The organism is Streptomyces fuscichromogenes, from assembly GCF_014645815.1.
In the GTDB taxonomy this organism is placed as follows: Bacteria; Actinomycetota; Actinomycetes; order Streptomycetales; family Streptomycetaceae; genus Streptomyces; species Streptomyces fuscichromogenes.
Genome location: NZ_BMML01000006.1, coordinates 1 through 16821 on the forward strand (window position 1 = coordinate 1; position 16821 = coordinate 16821).

The 16821-nt window shown below is 72.0% G+C and carries 17 protein-coding genes; 4 read left to right on the plus strand and 13 right to left on the minus strand.

The features are described from left to right. Positions 1-302 precede the first annotated feature (302 nt). Both IEZ11_RS14275 and trpS read left to right on the plus strand, forming a co-directional pair. Positions 303-443: a hypothetical protein gene (locus tag IEZ11_RS14275; protein ID WP_189263102.1), complete on the plus strand. Its 141-nt coding sequence runs from the start codon at positions 303-305 to the stop codon at positions 441-443. Continuing rightward, complete coding sequence (gene trpS / locus IEZ11_RS14280) at positions 440-1516, plus strand: tryptophan--tRNA ligase (protein ID WP_189263103.1); 1077 nt, start codon at positions 440-442, stop codon at positions 1514-1516. Before IEZ11_RS14275 ends, trpS begins: the two co-directional genes overlap by 4 nt. A gap of 2 nt (positions 1517-1518) precedes the next feature. Here trpS and proC read toward each other — a convergent pair whose 3' ends face one another. The 8 genes from proC to IEZ11_RS14320 form a co-directional block, all read right to left on the minus strand. After that, complete coding sequence (gene proC / locus IEZ11_RS14285; RefSeq protein WP_189263104.1) at positions 1519-2331, minus strand: pyrroline-5-carboxylate reductase; 813 nt, start codon at positions 2329-2331, stop codon at positions 1519-1521. An 82-nt stretch (positions 2332-2413) separates the two neighbouring features. Beyond that, a complete protein-coding gene (locus IEZ11_RS14290) occupies positions 2414-3220 on the minus strand; it encodes an ABC transporter permease (RefSeq protein WP_189263105.1) in 807 nt (268 codons plus the stop codon). Continuing rightward, a complete protein-coding gene (locus IEZ11_RS14295; protein ID WP_189263106.1) occupies positions 3217-4026 on the minus strand; it encodes an ABC transporter ATP-binding protein in 810 nt (269 codons plus the stop codon). Before IEZ11_RS14295 ends, IEZ11_RS14290 begins: the two co-directional genes overlap by 4 nt. A 255-nt stretch (positions 4027-4281) precedes the next feature. Continuing rightward, positions 4282-5085 carry a class I SAM-dependent methyltransferase gene (locus tag IEZ11_RS14300; protein WP_189263107.1) on the minus strand — a complete coding sequence of 268 codons (804 nt, stop codon included), beginning with the start codon at positions 5083-5085 and terminating at the stop codon, positions 4282-4284. Positions 5086-5185: 100 nt separating this feature from the next. Next, positions 5186-5692 (minus strand): EamA/RhaT family transporter, encoded by a 507-nt coding sequence (locus IEZ11_RS14305; protein WP_189263108.1) that lies wholly within the window; start codon positions 5690-5692, stop codon positions 5186-5188. Positions 5693-5747: 55 nt separating this feature from the next. Then, on the minus strand, positions 5748-6086 hold the full coding sequence (locus tag IEZ11_RS14310; protein WP_229713013.1) for an SH3 domain-containing protein: 339 nt from the start codon (positions 6084-6086) through the stop codon (positions 5748-5750). A 28-nt stretch (positions 6087-6114) separates the two neighbouring features. After that, entirely contained in the window at positions 6115-6396 is a 282-nt protein-coding gene (locus tag IEZ11_RS14315; RefSeq protein WP_229713014.1) for an SH3 domain-containing protein, read from the minus strand. A 78-nt stretch (positions 6397-6474) separates the two neighbouring features. Beyond that, a complete protein-coding gene (locus tag IEZ11_RS14320) occupies positions 6475-6795 on the minus strand; it encodes an SH3 domain-containing protein (RefSeq protein ID WP_189263110.1) in 321 nt (106 codons plus the stop codon). Positions 6796-6974: 179 nt separating this feature from the next. On the opposite strand from IEZ11_RS14320, the gene IEZ11_RS14325 reads away from it, so the two are divergent. Next, on the plus strand, positions 6975-9116 hold the full coding sequence (locus tag IEZ11_RS14325) for a serine/threonine-protein kinase (protein WP_189263111.1): 2142 nt from the start codon (positions 6975-6977) through the stop codon (positions 9114-9116). 61 nt (positions 9117-9177) lie between these two features. Here the strand turns inward: IEZ11_RS14325 and ilvD are convergent, their stop codons facing one another. The 4 genes from ilvD to IEZ11_RS14345 form a co-directional block, all read right to left on the minus strand. Beyond that, a complete protein-coding gene (ilvD, locus tag IEZ11_RS14330; RefSeq protein WP_189263112.1) occupies positions 9178-11031 on the minus strand; it encodes a dihydroxy-acid dehydratase in 1854 nt (617 codons plus the stop codon). 144 nt (positions 11032-11175) lie between these two features. Then, on the minus strand, positions 11176-11796 hold the full coding sequence (locus tag IEZ11_RS14335) for a TetR/AcrR family transcriptional regulator (protein WP_189263113.1): 621 nt from the start codon (positions 11794-11796) through the stop codon (positions 11176-11178). Then, the gene (locus IEZ11_RS14340; protein ID WP_189263114.1) at positions 11793-12623 is read right to left on the minus strand and encodes a sugar phosphate isomerase/epimerase family protein; all 831 of its coding nucleotides are present in this window, start codon (positions 12621-12623) and stop codon (positions 11793-11795) included. Before IEZ11_RS14340 ends, IEZ11_RS14335 begins: the two co-directional genes overlap by 4 nt. 188 nt (positions 12624-12811) lie before the next feature. Beyond that, positions 12812-13744 (minus strand): Ppx/GppA family phosphatase, encoded by a 933-nt coding sequence (locus IEZ11_RS14345; RefSeq protein ID WP_189263115.1) that lies wholly within the window; start codon positions 13742-13744, stop codon positions 12812-12814. Positions 13745-13887: 143 nt separating this feature from the next. Between IEZ11_RS14345 and IEZ11_RS14350 the strand changes: the two genes are divergently transcribed. Further along, a complete protein-coding gene (locus tag IEZ11_RS14350; RefSeq protein WP_373294917.1) occupies positions 13888-14691 on the plus strand; it encodes a DUF3109 family protein in 804 nt (267 codons plus the stop codon). Between the two features lie 234 nt (positions 14692-14925). Here the strand turns inward: IEZ11_RS14350 and IEZ11_RS14355 are convergent, their stop codons facing one another. Continuing rightward, positions 14926-16626, minus strand: a complete 1701-nt coding sequence (locus IEZ11_RS14355; RefSeq protein WP_189263117.1) for a hypothetical protein — start codon at positions 16624-16626, stop codon at positions 14926-14928. Positions 16627-16821: the final 195 nt, after the last annotated feature.

Consider the following 16821-nt stretch of genomic DNA (forward strand, 5'->3'; position numbering starts at 1 on the left):
GGGCCGTTCCGACGAGTGAGACTTTAGCGGATTCCCGGCCTCCGAGCTAATCGGGGGCCGCGTCCTTTCGAACGTGGATTCCTCATTACGTAAATACGCACACCGAAGCATCCGACGACATGTCGCCGATTGCTGGCTGGTACTTGCGGAATGGCTGTCCGGGGACCGACCGGGGTCGGCGCTCACGTCGGACAACTCGGAGAACACTACGTATCCGGTTGGGGCGTGTCAACTCGCGGCGGGACGGCACCTCGGGAGCGTAGGCTGGGCCGCATGACTACGCGTACGTGTACCCAGCAGTGGTGGCCCGCCTGACGGCGGCCGCGCTCACGTACGCATTCAACGGCCGCCGCTTCGGCGGCCGTTCGCGTATCCCCCTCCAGAACCTCAGGGGGTCGGGCGCCGGGGACGGCGGCCTCGACCAGGAGGTGGAGAGGGAATGACACGGGTCTTCAGCGGGATCAAGCCGACCGGGCACCTGACACTGGGGAACTACCTGGGAGCGATGCGGCAGTGGGCCGCCGTGGACCAGCACCGGGCCGACGCCGTGTTCTGCGTCGTCGATCTGCACGGGATGACCGTGGACCACGACCCGGCCCGGCTGCGCCGGCTGACCCGGCAGGCGGCGACGCTGCTGCTGGCGGCCGGGCTGGATCCGGAGCTGTGCACCGTGTTCGTGCAGAGCCATGTCGACGAGCACACCCGGCTGTCGTACGTCATGGAGTGCGTGGCGACCGATGGCGAGATGCGGCGGATGATCCAGTACAAGGAGAAGGTCGCCGGTGAGGGGGCGCGGGGGCGGGGTGTGCGGCTGTCGCTGCTGACGTACCCGGCGCTGATGGCGGCGGACATCCTGGCGTACGGGGCGGACGAGGTGCCGGTCGGGGACGACCAGTCGCAGCACGTGGAGCTGACCCGGGACCTGGCAGTGCGGTTCAACCAGCGGTACGGGCACACGTTCGTGGTGCCGAAGGCGACCGTCCCGGCGGTGGCGGCGCGGGTGATGAATCTTCAGGATCCGGGGTCGAAGATGGGGAAGAGCGACGACTCCGGACCCGGGATCGTCTATCTGCTCGACGAGCCGGACGTGATCCGGAAGAAGGTCATGCGGGCCGTGACCGACAGCGGGCGGGAGGTCGTGTACGACCGGGAGGAGCGGCCCGGCGTCGCGAATCTGCTGGAGATTCTCGCTGCGTGCACGGGCGGGAACCCTGAGTCACTGGCGAGCGTTCATGATTCGTACGGCGCTCTGAAGCAGGCCACCGCGGAGGCGGTGCTGGAGACGCTCAGGCCCGTGCAGGCCAGGCACAGGGAGTTGTGTGCCGATCCGGGATATGTGGAGGAGGTGCTGCGGCATGGGGCGGAGAAGGCTCGGGCGATCGCCCGGCCGATCGTCGATACGGCTTACCGGGCGGTGGGTCTGCTGCCGCCCGGCGCCTTCTCGGGGTCGGGGTCGAGTTCGGGGTCGAGGCCGGGCTCGGTGACGGCCGAGCCCTCGTTGAACGCGGCGCGTTAGCTTCAGTCCTTCTTGCCTGAGGCGAGTTCGCGGCTGCGGTCGCGCGCTGCTTCCAGGGCGGCGATGAGGGCGGCGCGGACGCCGTGGTTCTCCAGTTCGCGGATGGCGTTGATCGTGGTGCCGGCCGGCGAGGTGACGTTCTCGCGGAGCTTGACGGGGTGTTCGCCGCTGTCGCGGAGCATCACGGCGGCGCCGATCGCGGACTGGACGATCAGGTCGTGGGCCTTGTCGCGGGGCAGACCGAGCAGGATGCCGGCGTCGGTCATGGCCTCGACCAGGTAGAAGAAGTAGGCGGGGCCGGAGCCGGAGAGGGCGGTGCAGGCGTCCTGCTGGGACTCGGGGACCCGGAGGGTCTTGCCGACGGCGCCGAAGATCTCCTCGGTGTGGGCGAGGTGGTCGGCGGTGGCGTGGCTGCCGGCGGAGATGACGGACATCGCCTCGTCGACGAGGGCGGGGGTGTTCGTCATGACACGGACGACCGGGGTGCCCGGGGCGAGGCGCTCCTCGAAGAAGGAGGTGGGGATTCCCGCGGCGCCGCTGATGACGAGGCGGTCGGCGGGGAGGTGCGGGGCGAGTTCGTCGAGGAGGGTGCCCATGTCCTGGGGCTTGACCGTGAGGATCAGGGTGTCGGCGGTCTTCGCGGCCTCGGGGTTGGTGACCGCGGTGACTCCGTGGCGGGCGCGGAGTTCTTCGGCCCGTTCGGGGCGGCGGGCGGTGACCAGGAGGTCGGCGGGGGCCCAGCCGGCGCGGATCATTCCGCTGAGCAGGGCTTCGCCGATCTTGCCGGTGCCGAGGACTGCGACTTTCTGGCTCATGCGGTCAGTCTGGCACCGGGGGCCGGGGCGGAGGTTGTCTGTCCGCCGGCCGGACTGCGCCGCTGGGCGTCGTGGCTGTCGGCTAGGCCGTCCGTCGCCTCAGGGTGGCGGCTCCGAGGACCAGGACCAGCAGGGCACAGCCGGCGACGATCAGGACGTCCCTGACGAAGGTGGAGGTCATGTCGGTGTGGTGGAGGACCTCGTTCATGGCGTCGACGGCGTAGGACATGGGGAGGACGTCGGAGACGGCTTCGAGGGCGGGGTGCATGTCGGAGCGCGGGGTGAAGAGGCCGCAGAGGAGGAGCTGGGGAAAGATCACCGCGGGCATGAACTGGACCGCCTGGAACTCCGAGGCCGCGAAGGCCGAGACGAAGAGGCCGAGGGCCGTGCCGAGCAGGGCGTCGAGCAGGGCCACCAGGAGCAGGAGCCAGGGTGAGCCGGTGACGTCGAGGCCCAGGAGCCATACGGCCAGGCCGGTGGCGAGGGCCGACTGGATGATCGCGAGGATGCCGAAGGCGAGCGCGTAGCCGGCGATGAGGTCGGCTTTGCCGAGGGGCATGGCGAGGAGGCGTTCGAGGGTGCCGGAGGTGCGTTCGCGGAGGGTGGCGATGGAGGTCACCAGGAACATCGTGATGAGCGGGAAGATACCGAGGAGTGAGGCGCCGATGTTGTCGAAGGTGTGCGGGCTGCCGTCGAAGACGTAGCGGAGCAGGACCAGCATCAGGCAGGGGATGAGGATCAGCAGGGCGATGGTGCGGGGATCGTGACGGAGCTGGCGCAGGACGCGGGCGGCGGTCGCGGTGGTGCGGGAGAGGTTGAGGGCGCCGACGGGGACGGTGTCGGCGGCGGTGGTGGCGGCGGCGGTCGCGGTCGCGGTCCGGGTGGTCATCGTGAGGTTTCCTTCGTGCGGGAGTGGGCGGCGGCTTCGTCGACCAGGTGGAGGAAGGCGGCCTCGACGGTGTCGGAGCCGGTGCGGGTACGCAGGGCCTCGGGGGTGTCGTCGGCGAGGATCTCGCCCTCGCGCATGAGGAGGAGGCGGTGGCAGCGTTCGGCCTCGTCCATGACGTGGGAGGAGATGAGGAGGGTGGCGCCGCGGGTGGCGGCGATGGAGTGGAAGAGGTTCCAGAGGTCGCGGCGCAGGACGGGGTCGAGGCCGACGGTGGGTTCGTCGAGGACGAGGACTTCGGGGCTGCCGAGCAGGGCGACGGCGAGGGAGACGCGGTTGCGCTGGCCGCCGGAGAGGTTGCCGGCGAGGGCGTCGGCGTGGCTGGTGAGGTCGACTTCGCCGAGGACCCGGTCGATGTCGGCGCGGCGGTCGGGGGTGGGGCGGGTGGGGTCGAGGATCTGGCTGAAGTAGTCGAGGTTCTGGCGGATGGTCAGGTCGTCGTAGACGGAGGCGGCTTGGGTGACGTAGCCGATGCGGGTGCGGAGGGAGGGGTGGCCGGCGGGGCGGCCGAGGACGTCCAGGGTGCCGGTGACCTTGGCCTGGGTGCCGACGACGGAGCGCATCAGGGTGGACTTGCCGCATCCGGAGGGGCCGAGGAGGCCGGTGATCTGCCCCCGCGGGACGGTGAAGTCGAGGCCGCGGAGCACGGTGCGGGGGCCGCGGACCGCGGTGAGTCCGGTGGCCTGGATGGCGGGGGGCAGGGCTGAGTTGCCGGGGGCCTGGGGCGGCTCCGGCGAGTAATTCATCATGTGATGAATAATGCTGGGGAGGGGGTGGGGCGTCAAGGGGAGGGGCACGGGGCGTGCGGGCCGGAGGAACGCTCACCGGCGCTGCCCGCGGCTGGGCAGTAGCGGCGGGCGAGGCGCCCCGAAGGGGGCGCGGGGAACTGCGCGACCAGCCCCCACCGGCCCGCGCCCAAGTCGCGGCCGCGGGCCGGTGCTTGCCGGGCGGGAGTTGCTCGCGGGGGGGGGCTCGCGGGAGGGCTTGCCGGGAGGTGGTGGCGCTCAGGTGTTCAGGGCGACGAGCAGGAGGACGTCGTACGTCTCCTCGACGATGCCGTCGGGGAAGGTCTTCAGGAGGTGGGCGCGTTCCTCGGCGAGGAAGGCGGTGCGGCGGGTCTCGGGGGTGACGAGGAACGCCGAGTGGCTGCCGATGTTGGCGAGGTGGGTGTCGACCGGGACACGTCGGCTCCAGCGGACCATGCGGCGGGCGAAGCGGAGCCGGCCGCTGGGGTCGGCGAGGTCGGTGCGGTCGGTGGACCTGCTCCGCTCCGCTCGGACGTCGATGCCGAAGAAGCGGCCCATGCGGTCGGCGGAGTCGGCGATCCAGTCGACGTCGAGCGCGTCGGTGTTCCACCACAGCGCCAGCGCCCCGCCGGGGCGCAGCACGCGGAGCGCCTCCGGCACCGAGCGGGCCGGGTCGGTCCAGTGCCAGGCCTGGGCGCAGGTGATGACGTCGGCGGTGGCGGCGGCGAGCGGGAGGGCGTTGCCGTCGCCGCGGACGATCGGGACGTCGGGGAGGGTGGCGTGGAACTGCGCGGCCATGCCTTCCCCCGGCTCCACCGCGACGACGTCGGCGCCACGCGCGTGCAGGAGGGCGGTCGCGATGCCGGTGCCCGCGCCGACGTCGACCACCCGGGCGCCGGTGAGGGAGCGGCCGGCCTCTTCCTCGACGGCGTCGAGGAGGGCGGGCGGGTAGGAGGGGCGGTTCGCGGCGTACTGGGCGGCGGCGTCGTCGAAGGAGCGGGCACGTGCGGCGTGGGAAGGGGTCGGGTTCCGGGGATGCGACTGCGACTGGCCTGTGGTCATGCGGCCATGGTCCCGGGGGGCGGGTCCGGGGCGACAGGGATTTCCGAGGGCCCGGCCGAATACGCCTGCCGACCGGGCCCCTCCCCCGGTGTGGTTCCGCTCAGCGCTTGCGCTTCTTCTTCGACGGATTGCCTGAGCGGCGGGTGGTGCGTTGTTCGTGTTCCCGGACCGCGGTGTCGTACTCGGCGCGGTGGAGTCTCTCGCCGGGGGCCTCGGTGAGGGAGCGGAAGAAGTAGGCGAGGAGCGAGCCGACGAAGCCGATGGCGAGGAGGCCGCGCAGGGAGGCCTGGCGTTCGGGGTCGGGGCGCCTGCCGAAGGACTCCCAGGTGTTGCGGAAGGCCAGGGCGCTGCAGATGGCGAACATCGCGACGACGAGGACGGTCACGAAGGAGCCGGTGTCGGCGAGCTGGACACCCTCGTAGGCGAGGCGCAGCACCAGGCAGGAGGCGGCGGCCGCGGCGAGCGAGCCCGCGGCCACGCCGATCCGGCGGGCGGTGTAGCCGTCGTCGTGGTTCACCCAGGACGTGCCGAAGAAGCGGAGGGGCTCGGGGCGGGGTCCGCCGGTGGAGCCCGCGGGGGTGTCCGGGGTGCCTGGTTCGTCGCTCACGGGACGATTATGGCGCCGGGGGCCGCGGGCTCCGGGGCGGGGCCGGTGTGACCGGTCAGGAGCAGTGGGCGGTGACGTAGCCGTCGCTGCCGGTGTGCACGTAGGTGTCCGAGACGTACGCGCTGCCGCCGATGTTGTCCCAGATGTTCGAGGTGCCGTAGTAACCGGACACCGTCGTACCCGGCTTCTGGCAGAAGAGCTCCACCACGGAGCTCGCGGGCAGGACGCGGACGACGCTGTAGGAGGTGCCCGGCCCGCTCCGGACGTTCAGCTCGACCGGAGCGGTGGTGTAGGAGCTCGCGGCCGTTGCCGTCGCGGCCCAGCCCAGCACCATCATGGCGGACGTGGCGGCTGTGCCGGCGAGCATCAGTGCCCGGCGCCTCGGCGAGGTCATGGTCGTGGCCGTCCTTTCAGGAGTGCGGTCAGGCGCAGCGGTCGGCTATGTAGCCGTCGCTGCCGGTGTGGACGTAGGTGTCGGAGACGAACTCGCCGTTGTCGATGTTGTCCCAGATGTTCGACGTGCCGTAGTACCCGGACACCGTCGAGCCGGGCGTCTGGCAGAAGATCGGGACCTTGGTGCCCTCGGGGAGGGTACGGGTGATGCCGTAGGTGGTGCCGGGGCCGCTGCGGACGTTCAGGCGGACGCCCGGGGCCGTCGAGTACAGCGATACGGCGGAGGCGACCGAGGCCGACCCCAAGATCATGAGGAAAGCCGCTGCGGAGCCGGCGAGAAGAACGGAAGCGCGTCTTACGGGTGTCATCTCAGTCCCCCCTGGACCGGATCAGGAGCAGCGGTCGGCCACGTAGCCGTCGCTGCCCGTGCTGACGTAGGCGTCGGAGACGAACTCGCCGTTGCTGATGTTGTCCCAGATGTTCGACGTGCCGTAGTACCCGGACACCGTCGTACCCGGCGTCTGGCAGTAGATCGGGACCTTGGCGCCCTCGGGGAGGACGCGGGTGATGTCGTAACCGGTGCCGGGGCCGCTGCGGACGTTCAGGCGGACGCCCGGGGCGACCGAGTAGTAGCGCACGGATGCCGCCAGCGTCGTGACGGCCTCGTCCTCGCCGCTGCTCTCGGCCTTCTGCGTGTTTTCGACAGACATGTAGTGCTCCCCCACTGGACCCATGAGTGCCATGGAGTCCCGTTGATTCCCCGCGATCGAGCCACGAAACACATATGCGTAACTCGCACGTGGACGCTAGCAAGTCGCCTCTGTATCGCACGAGTCATCGACTAGGCTCCGTGCGTCGCGCTCCGCGGAACAAGCACGGGGGTGGTCCCTTGACGCCACAGCGCAACACCGGAGCGGGCGCGGAAGCGGAACTTCCCGAGTACGCCGGGCACTACCGCCTGGAGTCATGCCTCGGGTCCGGTGGCATGGGCGTGGTGCATCTGGCCCGCAGCACCTCGGGGCTGAAGCTCGCGGTGAAGGTCGTGCACGCGGAGTACGCCAAGGACCGTGAGTTCAGGGGCCGTTTCCGGCAGGAGGTGGCCGCCGCGCGCAAGGTCAGCGGCGCCTTCACCGCACCCGTGGTGGACGCCGATCCCGAGGCCGCGCGGCCCTGGATGGCCACTCTCTTCATCCCCGGCCCGACCCTCTCCGAGCATGTGAAGCGGAACGGGCCGATGCCTCCTGCCCAGTTGCGCCGGCTGATGGCCGGACTGGCGGAGGCGCTGGGCGACATCCACCGGGTCGGCGTGGTCCACCGGGATCTGAAGCCGAGCAACGTGCTGCTCGCCGAGGACGGTCCCAAGGTCATCGACTTCGGGATCTCCCGGCCGAAAGACAGCGAACTGCGGACCGAGACCGGGAAGTTGATCGGTACGCCGCCGTTCATGGCGCCGGAGCAGTTCCGGCGGCCGCGTGAAGTGGGGCCCGCCGCGGACATCTTCGCGCTCGGGTCGGTGCTGGTGCACGCGGCGACCGGGCGGGGGCCGTTCGACTCCGACAGCCCCTACGTCGTCGCGTACCAGGTCGTCCATGACGAGCCCGACATCACGGAGGTACCGGAGGAGATCGCTCCGCTGGTGCTGCGGTGCCTCGCCAAGGAGCCGGAGGACCGGCCGACGCCCGACGAACTGATGCGGGAGCTGCGGTCGTTGTCGGCGTCGTACGACACGCAGGCGTTCATACCGGCGCAGCGGACCACGGTCACCGGCGAAACCGGTGGCGCCCGCGGAACGTCGGATCCGGATCCGACGAACGTGAAGGCAAAGGCGAAGGAGCAGGAGCCGGGGCATCCGCGCGGGCCACGCCTCAGTCGGCGGGTCGTCCTGGCCACGGGCGCCGTCGTGCTCGCGTTGGGCACGGTCGCGGCTCTGGCCCTGTGGGCCGCGGGGAACGGCCCACGGCCGCAGGAGAGCAGCCCGAGGACAACGGCCGCTGCCTTCGCCGCCTGGCAGGCGAACCCGATCACCAAGGACGTGACCACTCCCCAGTGCGCGGACGGCGACGGGAAGTTGTTCTGCACCGAGGCATCCGTGGCCTTCGCCCTGAACCCGGTGACGGGTGCCGTGCTCTGGCGGCACTCCGTCGCGAACGCCCACTGGAACAGACCCCCGGCCTACTCCGGCCGCCTCGTCCAGCTCATCACGGACGAGGGACATGTGTCAGCGCTCGATCCGGACTCGGGCAGGAGCCGATGGCAACGGGACCTGCCCGCGAACGTGGGGATGAAGTACGCCGGCGACATGCTCCTGCTCGCGCAGGCGGGCGGCACGGTGACCGGAGTGGACAGTGCGACCGGCAGGACCGAGTGGAGTCGGCCGACAGAGGGCCACAGCACGCCCCGGATCAGCCTCTTCCCCTCGGACCCGTCGTCGGCATATGTGACCAGTACGTCCGACGACGGCGCCAGCACTCGGGTCACCGCCGTGGATCCGGCCACCGGAGACGTTCGGTGGGAAACACGGCTGCAGGGTCTGCTGACACCGGTCGGCGGGCGGGACGGGGCGGTCTTCCTGCTGGTCGCGGATCCCGAGTACGGCGACACGACTGCCGTGGTCCGCTACACGCCGGGGTCCGGGGCGATCCGCCGGGCCAAGCTCCCCGTACCGCGTGCGGACGCGCAGGCCGGCGTACGCGGCGGGGTGGTCTATGTACTGTCCGCCACCGGGTCGCTGGATGCCGTCGACATGGATGCGGGCAAGCGCGTCTGGCATCTGGAGACTTCGGTGAGCCGAGGCTCGGCACCCGTCGCCGACAACCGGCACGTGTACTTCTCGGCGGCCGACGGACGGCTCATGGCCGTTGACGCGGCCAGTGGAAAGGCCGCGGGACAGACCTCGTCCCGGTTCGGATCGGGCACAGGTGGAGTCGCCACCTCGGTGCCCGCCCCCCTGATCGCCGGCACCCACATCTACGCCACCGCCCCCGACGGCACCGTCTTCGCCGTGGACGCGCAGGATCCCGCCGGCTGGTGACGGCGGCGTGAAGGGGCCGGCTCCCCGGTGGGAGGCGGCCCCTTCGACGGGCGGTGGGTGCTCAGCCCAGCTTCGTCACGTCGCGGACCGCGCCCCTGTCGGCGCTGGTGGCCATCGCGGCGTAGGCGCGCAGGGCCGCGGAGACCTTGCGCTCGCGGTTCTTCGGGGCGTACACGCCGTTCAGGGCCTGCTCGCGGCGGGACAGCTCGGCCTCGTCGACGAGGAGCTCGATCGTACGGCCCGGGATGTCGATGCGGATGCGGTCGCCGTCCTGGACGAGGGCGATGGTGCCGCCGGAGGCCGCCTCGGGGGAGGCGTGGCCGATGGACAGGCCCGACGTGCCGCCGGAGAAGCGGCCGTCGGTGATCAGGGCGCAGGACTTGCCCAGGCCGCGGCCCTTGAGGAAGGACGTCGGGTAGAGCATCTCCTGCATGCCGGGGCCGCCCTTGGGACCCTCGTAGCGGATCACGACCACGTCACCGTCCGTGACCTGCTTGTTGAGGATCTTCTCGACGGCCTCCTCCTGGGACTCGCAGACCACCGCGGGGCCCTCGAAGGTCCAGATGGACTCGTCGACGCCGGCCGTCTTCACCACGCAGCCGTCGACGGCGAGGTTGCCCTTGAGGACCGCGAGGCCGCCGTCCTTGGAGTAGGCGTGCTCGACGCTGCGGATGCAGCCGTCGGCCGCGTCCTCGTCCAGCGCCTCCCAGCGCTCGGACTGGGAGAAGGCCTCGGCGGAGCGGACGCAGCCGGGGGCCGCGTGCCAGAGTTCGACCGCCTCGGGGGACGGGGAGCCGGCGCGCACGTCCCAGGTCTTCAGCCAGTCGGCGAGGGAGGGGCTGTGGACGGAGTGCACGTCCTCGTTGAGGAGGCCGCCGCGGTGCAGCTCGCCGAGGAGGGCGGGGATGCCGCCGGCGCGGTGCACGTCCTCCATGTAGTAGGTCCGGGTCTTGGCGACGTTCGGGGCGACCTTGGCCAGGCAGGGGACCCGGCGGGAGACCGCGTCGATCTCCGGGAGGCCGAAGGGGACGCCCGCCTCCTGGGCGGCGGCCAGCAGGTGCAGGATCGTGTTGGTGGAGCCGCCCATCGCGATGTCCAGCGCCATCGCGTTCTCGAACGCGGCGAAGGTCGCGATGTTGAGCGGCAGGACCGTCTCGTCGTCCTGCTCGTAGTAGCGGCGGGTGAGGTCCATGACCGTGCGGGCCGCGTCGACGTAGAGCTGCTTGCGGGCCGTGTGGGTGGCGAGGACCGAGCCGTTGCCCGGGAGGGAGAGGCCGATCGCCTCCGTCAGGCAGTTCATCGAGTTCGCGGTGAACATGCCGGAACAGGAGCCGCAGGTCGGACAGGCGTTCTCCTCGATCCGCAGGACGTCCTCGTCGGAGACGTTCTCGTTCGCCGCGTCGACCATCGCGTCGATCAGGTCGAGGGTGCGGACGGTGCCGTCCACCAGGGTCGCGCGGCCGGCCTCCATGGGGCCGCCGGAGACGAAGACCGTCGGGATGTTCAGGCGCAGGGCGGCCATGAGCATGCCCGGGGTGATCTTGTCGCAGTTGGAGATGCAGACCAGGGCGTCGGCGCAGTGCGCCTCGACCATGTACTCGACCGAGTCCGCGATCAGGTCGCGGGAGGGCAGGGAGTACAGCATGCCGCCGTGGCCCATCGCGATGCCGTCGTCCACCGCGATGGTGTTGAACTCGCGCGGGATGCCGCCCGCCTCCTTGATCGCCTCGGAGACGATCCGGCCGACCGGCTGGAGGTGGGTGTGGCCCGGCACGAACTCCGTGAACGAGTTGGCGACGGCGATGATCGGCTTACGGCCGATGTCCGCGCCGGGTACACCGGAGGCGCGCATAAGGGCGCGGGCGCCCGCCATGTTGCGGCCGTGGGTGACTGTGCGGGACCTCAGCTCGGGCATCGCGCTCGCTCCTTCAGACAGATAGGGCTGCTATTGAGCGTACGCCCGATGTTCAGGCCTCGGGACGAGGTGTCCGGAATGCGGGACGCGCGTCTCGTACGGCCGGGGTTCGCGGCCCGGCCGGACGCCTCGCCCGGCGAGGGCTCACGGCCCGGTCAGATGCCCCTGCACCACCGGGGCGATCCTGACCACGATGTGCTCCAGGTCCGCGGACGCCAGCGGCTCCACCTTGATCACGTAGCGCAGCATCGCGCAGCCCACCAGCTGTGCCGCCGCCAGTTCGACGCGCAGTTCCGCGTCGGGCACCTCCAGCCGCTGCGCGATCCGGCGCAGCAGCTGGGCGACGACCAGGCGGCGGAAGACGGCGGCGGCCGTGTCGTTGTTGACGGCGGAGCGGACGATCGCGAGCAGGGGCGTACGGGTGGTGGGGTTCTCCCAGACGCCGAAGACGAACCGGGTCAGCCGCTCGCCGACACCGTCCAGCGGGCCGTCGGCGATGGCGACGGGCGCGTTGAGCGCGGGGGCGAAGGCGACCGCGATGGCGGCCTCGAAGATCTGTTCCTTGGTGCCGAAGTAGTGGTGGACCAGGGCGGAGTCGACCCCGGCGGCCTTCGCGATGGCGCGCACCGACGTCTTCTCGTACCCGTGTTCGGAGAACTCCTCACGGGCGGTGGCGAGGATACGGTCCCGGGTGTCGGCCGACTCGGTACGCGGCGGGCGGCCGCGGCGACGGACTCCGGTCCCCCCGCTGTCGGTACCGGTCACCGGCGGGGCACCTGCACCGCCGAGGCCAGGTGCAGGCGGGTGAAGGCCAGCGCCTCCGCGAGGTCCGCCTCGCGCTCCGCGCCGGACATCGCGCGCCGGGTGTTGACCTCGATGACGACGTGCCCGTCGAAACCGGTGACCGCGAGCCGCTCCAGCAGCTCGGCGCAGGGCTGGGTGCCACGGCCGGGCACCAGGTGCTCGTCCTTGGCGGAGCCGCGGCCGTCGGCGAGGTGGACATGGCCGAGCCGGTCGCCCATCCGGTCGAACATGGCGAGCGCGTCGACGCGGGAGGTCGCGGCATGGCTGAGGTCGATCGTGAAGTGCCGGTAGTCGTCCTTGGTGACGTCCCAGTCGGGGGCGTACGCCAGCATCTCGCGGTCGCGGTACCGCCAGGGGTACATGTTCTCCACCGCGAACCGCACGTCCGTCTCGTTCGCCATGCGCCAGATCCCCTCGACGAAGTCGCGGGCGTACTGGCGCTGCCAGCGGAACGGGGGGTGTACGACGACCGTGCCGGCGCCCAGCTTCTCGGCGGCGGCACGGGCCCTCTGGAGCTTCACCCAGGGGTCGGTGGACCAGACCCGCTGGGTGATCAGCAGACAGGGCGCGTGGACGGCGAGGATCGGGATGCGGTGGTAGTCGCTCAGCCGGCGCAGGGCGTCGATGTCCTGGCTGACCGGGTCGGTCCACACCATGACCTCGACGCCGTCGTAACCGAGGCGCGCGGCGATCTCGAAGGCCGTCGCCGTCGACTCCGGGTACACGGAGGCCGTGGAGAGCGCGACCTTCGCATCCGGGATGCGGACGACGTCCCTTGGGTTTGCCACGAGGGACAGGTTACGGGGTGGGGGTGAGTGGGAAGGGGGCGCCTGCCGGCCGTTGTGACCAGGGTCGCGTCGGCGGGTGCGGCAGGGAGGGGAACCGGGCGCCTGCTCGCCGTTGCGGGTTGCGGTGCGTCGGCGAGTGCGGCCGCGTCGTGGTTGATCGCGCGGTTCCCCACGCCCCTGAAGGGGTGCTACGCGGAACCCATGTGATCAAGGCGGCGCAGGATCACGCCCTCCCTCAAGGCCCACGGGCACACCTCCAGGTTCTCCACCCCGAACAGGTCCATCGCGGCCTCCGCCACCAGGGCACCCGCCACCAGCTGGCCCGACCGTCCCTCCGACACTCCCGGGAGCGCGGAGCGCTGGGCCGTGGTCATGGCCCCCAGCCTCGGCACCCAGCTCTCCAGGGAGCCCCGCTTGAGTTCGCGCTGGACGTAGAGGCCGTCGGCGGAGCGGGCCGCGCCGGCGATGCGGGCCAGTTGCTTGAAGGTCTTGGAGGTGGCGACCACGTGGTCGGGGGCGCCGAAGCGGCTGAACTCGCCGACCGTACGGGCGATCTCGGCGCGCACATGGCGGCGCAGCGCCCGTATGTCGTCGGCGGACGGCGGGTCGCCGGGGAGCCAGCCGGCGGTGAGCCGACCGGCGCCGAGCGGCAGCGAGACGGCCGCGTCGGGCTGCTCGTCGATGCCGTACGCGATCTCCAGGGAGCCGCCGCCGATGTCCAGGACCAGCAGCTTTCCGGCGGACCAGCCGAACCAGCGGCGGACCGCGAGGAAGGTCAGCCGGGCCTCCTCGGCGCCGCTGAGGACCTGGAGCTCGACACCGGTCTCGGCCTTCACGCGCGCGAGGACGTCGTCGGCGTTGCTGGCCTCGCGCACCGCGGAGGTGGCGAACGGCAGCAGGTCCTCGACGCCCTTGTCCTCCGCGGCCTGCAGGGCGTCCTTGACGACGGCGACCAGTTTCTCGACACCGTCGGGGCCGATCGCCCCGTTGCCGTCGAGGAGTTCGGCAAGGCGCAACTCCGCCTTGTGCGAATGCGCCGGCAGCGGACGCGCGCCGGGGTGCGCATCCACCACCAGCAGATGCACCGTGTTAGATCCCACGTCGAGGACACCGAGTCTCATGCACCGAACTCTACGGAACACTGCTGACCGCGGGCCCTGAGCGGTCCCCGGAGCCGCCTTCGGCGACTTACCCTGGACGGGTGCCAAAGACGAAAAAGACGAAGGACCACAAGGGCGCCCAATCCGCCGACGGTTCTTCGCGGGTGAAGCCAGCGGCGGCGGCGAAGACGTCGGCGCTGTCGAAAAAGGCCCTGGCCGCGGACGAGAAGGGCCTCGACTTCGCGCGCGCATGGGTGGAGTTCCCTGATCCGGCCGACGAGGAGCAGGTGTTCCGCTGTGACCTGACCTGGCTGACCTCGCGCTGGAACTGCATCTTCGGCAGCGGCTGCCAGGGCATCCAGGCGGGCCGTGCGGCCGACGGCTGCTGCACGCTGGGCGCGCACTTCTCCGACGAGGACGACGAGAAGCGGGTCGCCGGACATGTGGCGCGGCTCACGCCCGACATCTGGCAGCACCACGCCGAGGGCACCGAGCACGGCTGGGTCTCGGAGGACGACGAGGGCTCCCGCCAGACCCGCCCCTTCGAGGGCTCGTGCATCTTCCAGAACCGGCCCGGCTTCGCGGGCGGCGCGGGCTGCTCGCTGCACATCCTGGCGCTGCGGGAGGGCCGTGAGCCGCTGGAGACCAAGCCGGACGTCTGCTGGCAGCTCCCGATCCGCCGGACCTACGACTGGATCGACCGCCCCGACGACACGCGCGTCCTGCAGATCTCGATCGGCGAGTACGACCGCAGGGGCTGGGGACCGGGCGGCCATGACCTGCACTGGTGGTGCACCTCGGCGACCTCGGCCCACGGCGCGGGCGACCCGGTGTACGTCTCCTACCGCGCGGAACTGACCGAACTGATGGGCAAGGCCGGCTACGACCGCCTGGTGGAACTCTGCGAGTCCCGCCTCGCCGCACAGCTCCCGCTGCTGGCCCCCCACCCGGCGGACCCGCCCGCCTGACACCCGCGACAGCGCCCCGTCAGGGGCGCGGGGAACTGCGCGCTCAGCCACGACGGCGCCCCGTCAGGGGCGCGGGGAACTGCGCGCTCAGCCACGACGGCGCCGCACCCGCAACGGCGCGCACCGCCCGGCCCGACACCGCCGAACCCCGCCGTCGTGACCGAGCAACGTCGCGGCGGGAAGAGAAGACCGGCGGAAGAAGGCCGGCGGAGCAACGCCGACCGGTCACGGGGCTCACGGAGTCGGTGGTGGGCTGTCGCTGTCGGGGGGTGTCGGGGAGGGGGACCCCGTCGGACCCGTGGTGGGTGAGTCGGTGGGGCTCGGGGTCGGGTCGCTCGATGTCGGCGGCCCGCCGGCCGGCGCTGTCGGCTGGGTCGAGGTCGAGTCGGTCGGCGCCGGGCTCCCCGCAGGGGGCGGTTTCGGGCCCCGGCGCGTCGGCGGAGCCGTCCCGTACCCGGCGATCGACACGACCGCCCCCGTCGGCGCCACCGCGACCCGCGCGCTCCAGCGGCCGGCCGGCTCCCGCAGCTGATCGACGTACACCTTGATCGTGAACGACTCGCCCGGCCGCAGCGTTCCCGACGACCGGGCGAAGTACAGCCAGCCCGCCGGGGTCGACAGCGACCACCGCACCGGCGCGTCCCCGGACGCCGCGAGGGTGATCAGCGTCGTGTCGCCGTCGTTCACGGCCGTCACCGCGAGGTGCCCGGCGCCGGCCCGCTTCCGGCCGGCCCCCGCGACGCTGATCACCTCCACCGACACGTCGGCCTTGCCGTCCCTGCCGACCCGCGGCCCGGGTCGGGCGCCGGCGTCACCCGCGTTGCCGGCGTTCTCGTAGCCCCCGCCGGTGTCGCCGTCGACCGCGTCGGGGCCCGCGGCCTCCCGCGCGGTCGCGGACGGCCCGTCGTGCGCCTCCCCCGCCGGCGCGCCCCGGTACGCGGCCCACAGGGCCAGCACCGGCGCGGCCACCACCGTGGCCACCACGGTCGTCGTGACGGCACGCGCGCGAAGCCGGTCGCGGCGGGCCGCGCGGTCCTTGGGGTCCATCGGGAAGCCGCGCCGGTCGAAGCGCGGGACGGCGGCGCCACGCGCGCGTGGCTGGTGCGCCATGGCCATGTGCAGGGCCGCGCGGGGCGCCTCCAGGACGGGCAGCTCGGCGGGCGTGGTCATCGCGCCGGGCCACCGGCCGGGGGCCGCGCGCTCGGCGGTACGGCGGCAGCGCGGGCAGTCGTCGACGTGCCGGACCAGCTCCCGGCGCAGGGCACTGCTGAGCACCAGCTGGCTGTCGCCGGTGAGGTGGGACACGCTCGGGCAGCCGCCGGTCTCGACGACGGCGAGGGCCGCGCGGGTGCGTTCGACCTCGCAGGCGGCGGAGGCGAGCAGCTCCCGGGTGCGGGCCAGGTCCATGCCGAGGACGGCGGCGACCTCCTGGGCGGCAAGGTGGTGGCGTACCGCGAGTTCGAGCGCCTCGCGCTGCTCGGGGGTGGTGCCGGCCGCCTCGGGCCAGGCGAGCAGGGCGAGTTCGCGGCGCCGCTCGTCCTGGGTGTCGGCGGGTGCCGCCGGTTCGGAGGCACTGTGGCGCCCCGCCGCGTGGGTGGCCTGACGTTTCTGCCTGGCCTGGGCGAGCCCGCGCAGACAGGCCCAGCGGGCCAGCGCGTACAGCCAGGCCCTGCGGTCCCCGGCGGCCTCCGGGACGCGCTGGCCGCGCCGCTCGGCGAGGGCGAGGACGTCCCCGAGCGCGGCGGTGGCCGCGTCGTGGTCGCACAGCACCGAGAGGCAGTAGGTGAACAGGCCGTCCAGGTACGGCTCGTAACGCGCCGGCGGTCGCTGCGCCAGCGCACGCGCCGCCGTGCGATCACGCGCCGCACGCGCCTCCCGGTGCGCCCGGTGTGCGCCGGTCGTGCGGGTCGAGGTCTCCGGGCTGCTGCTCATCACCCGTGCGACCGTAGGCGGCGCTGTACGGCCCCTTCTTGCGGCTTGAGCACATTTAATCCGTACGGGTGAAACGATCCCTCATAAGGGGACAGGAACCTGTTCTTCGGCGGATCCGGCCCCCTCGCGGGGTGGCCGGGACCGGTCCGTCCACGCCTGTCACATGGGCCACCGTGACCCCGCTGTCAGTGGCGGGGG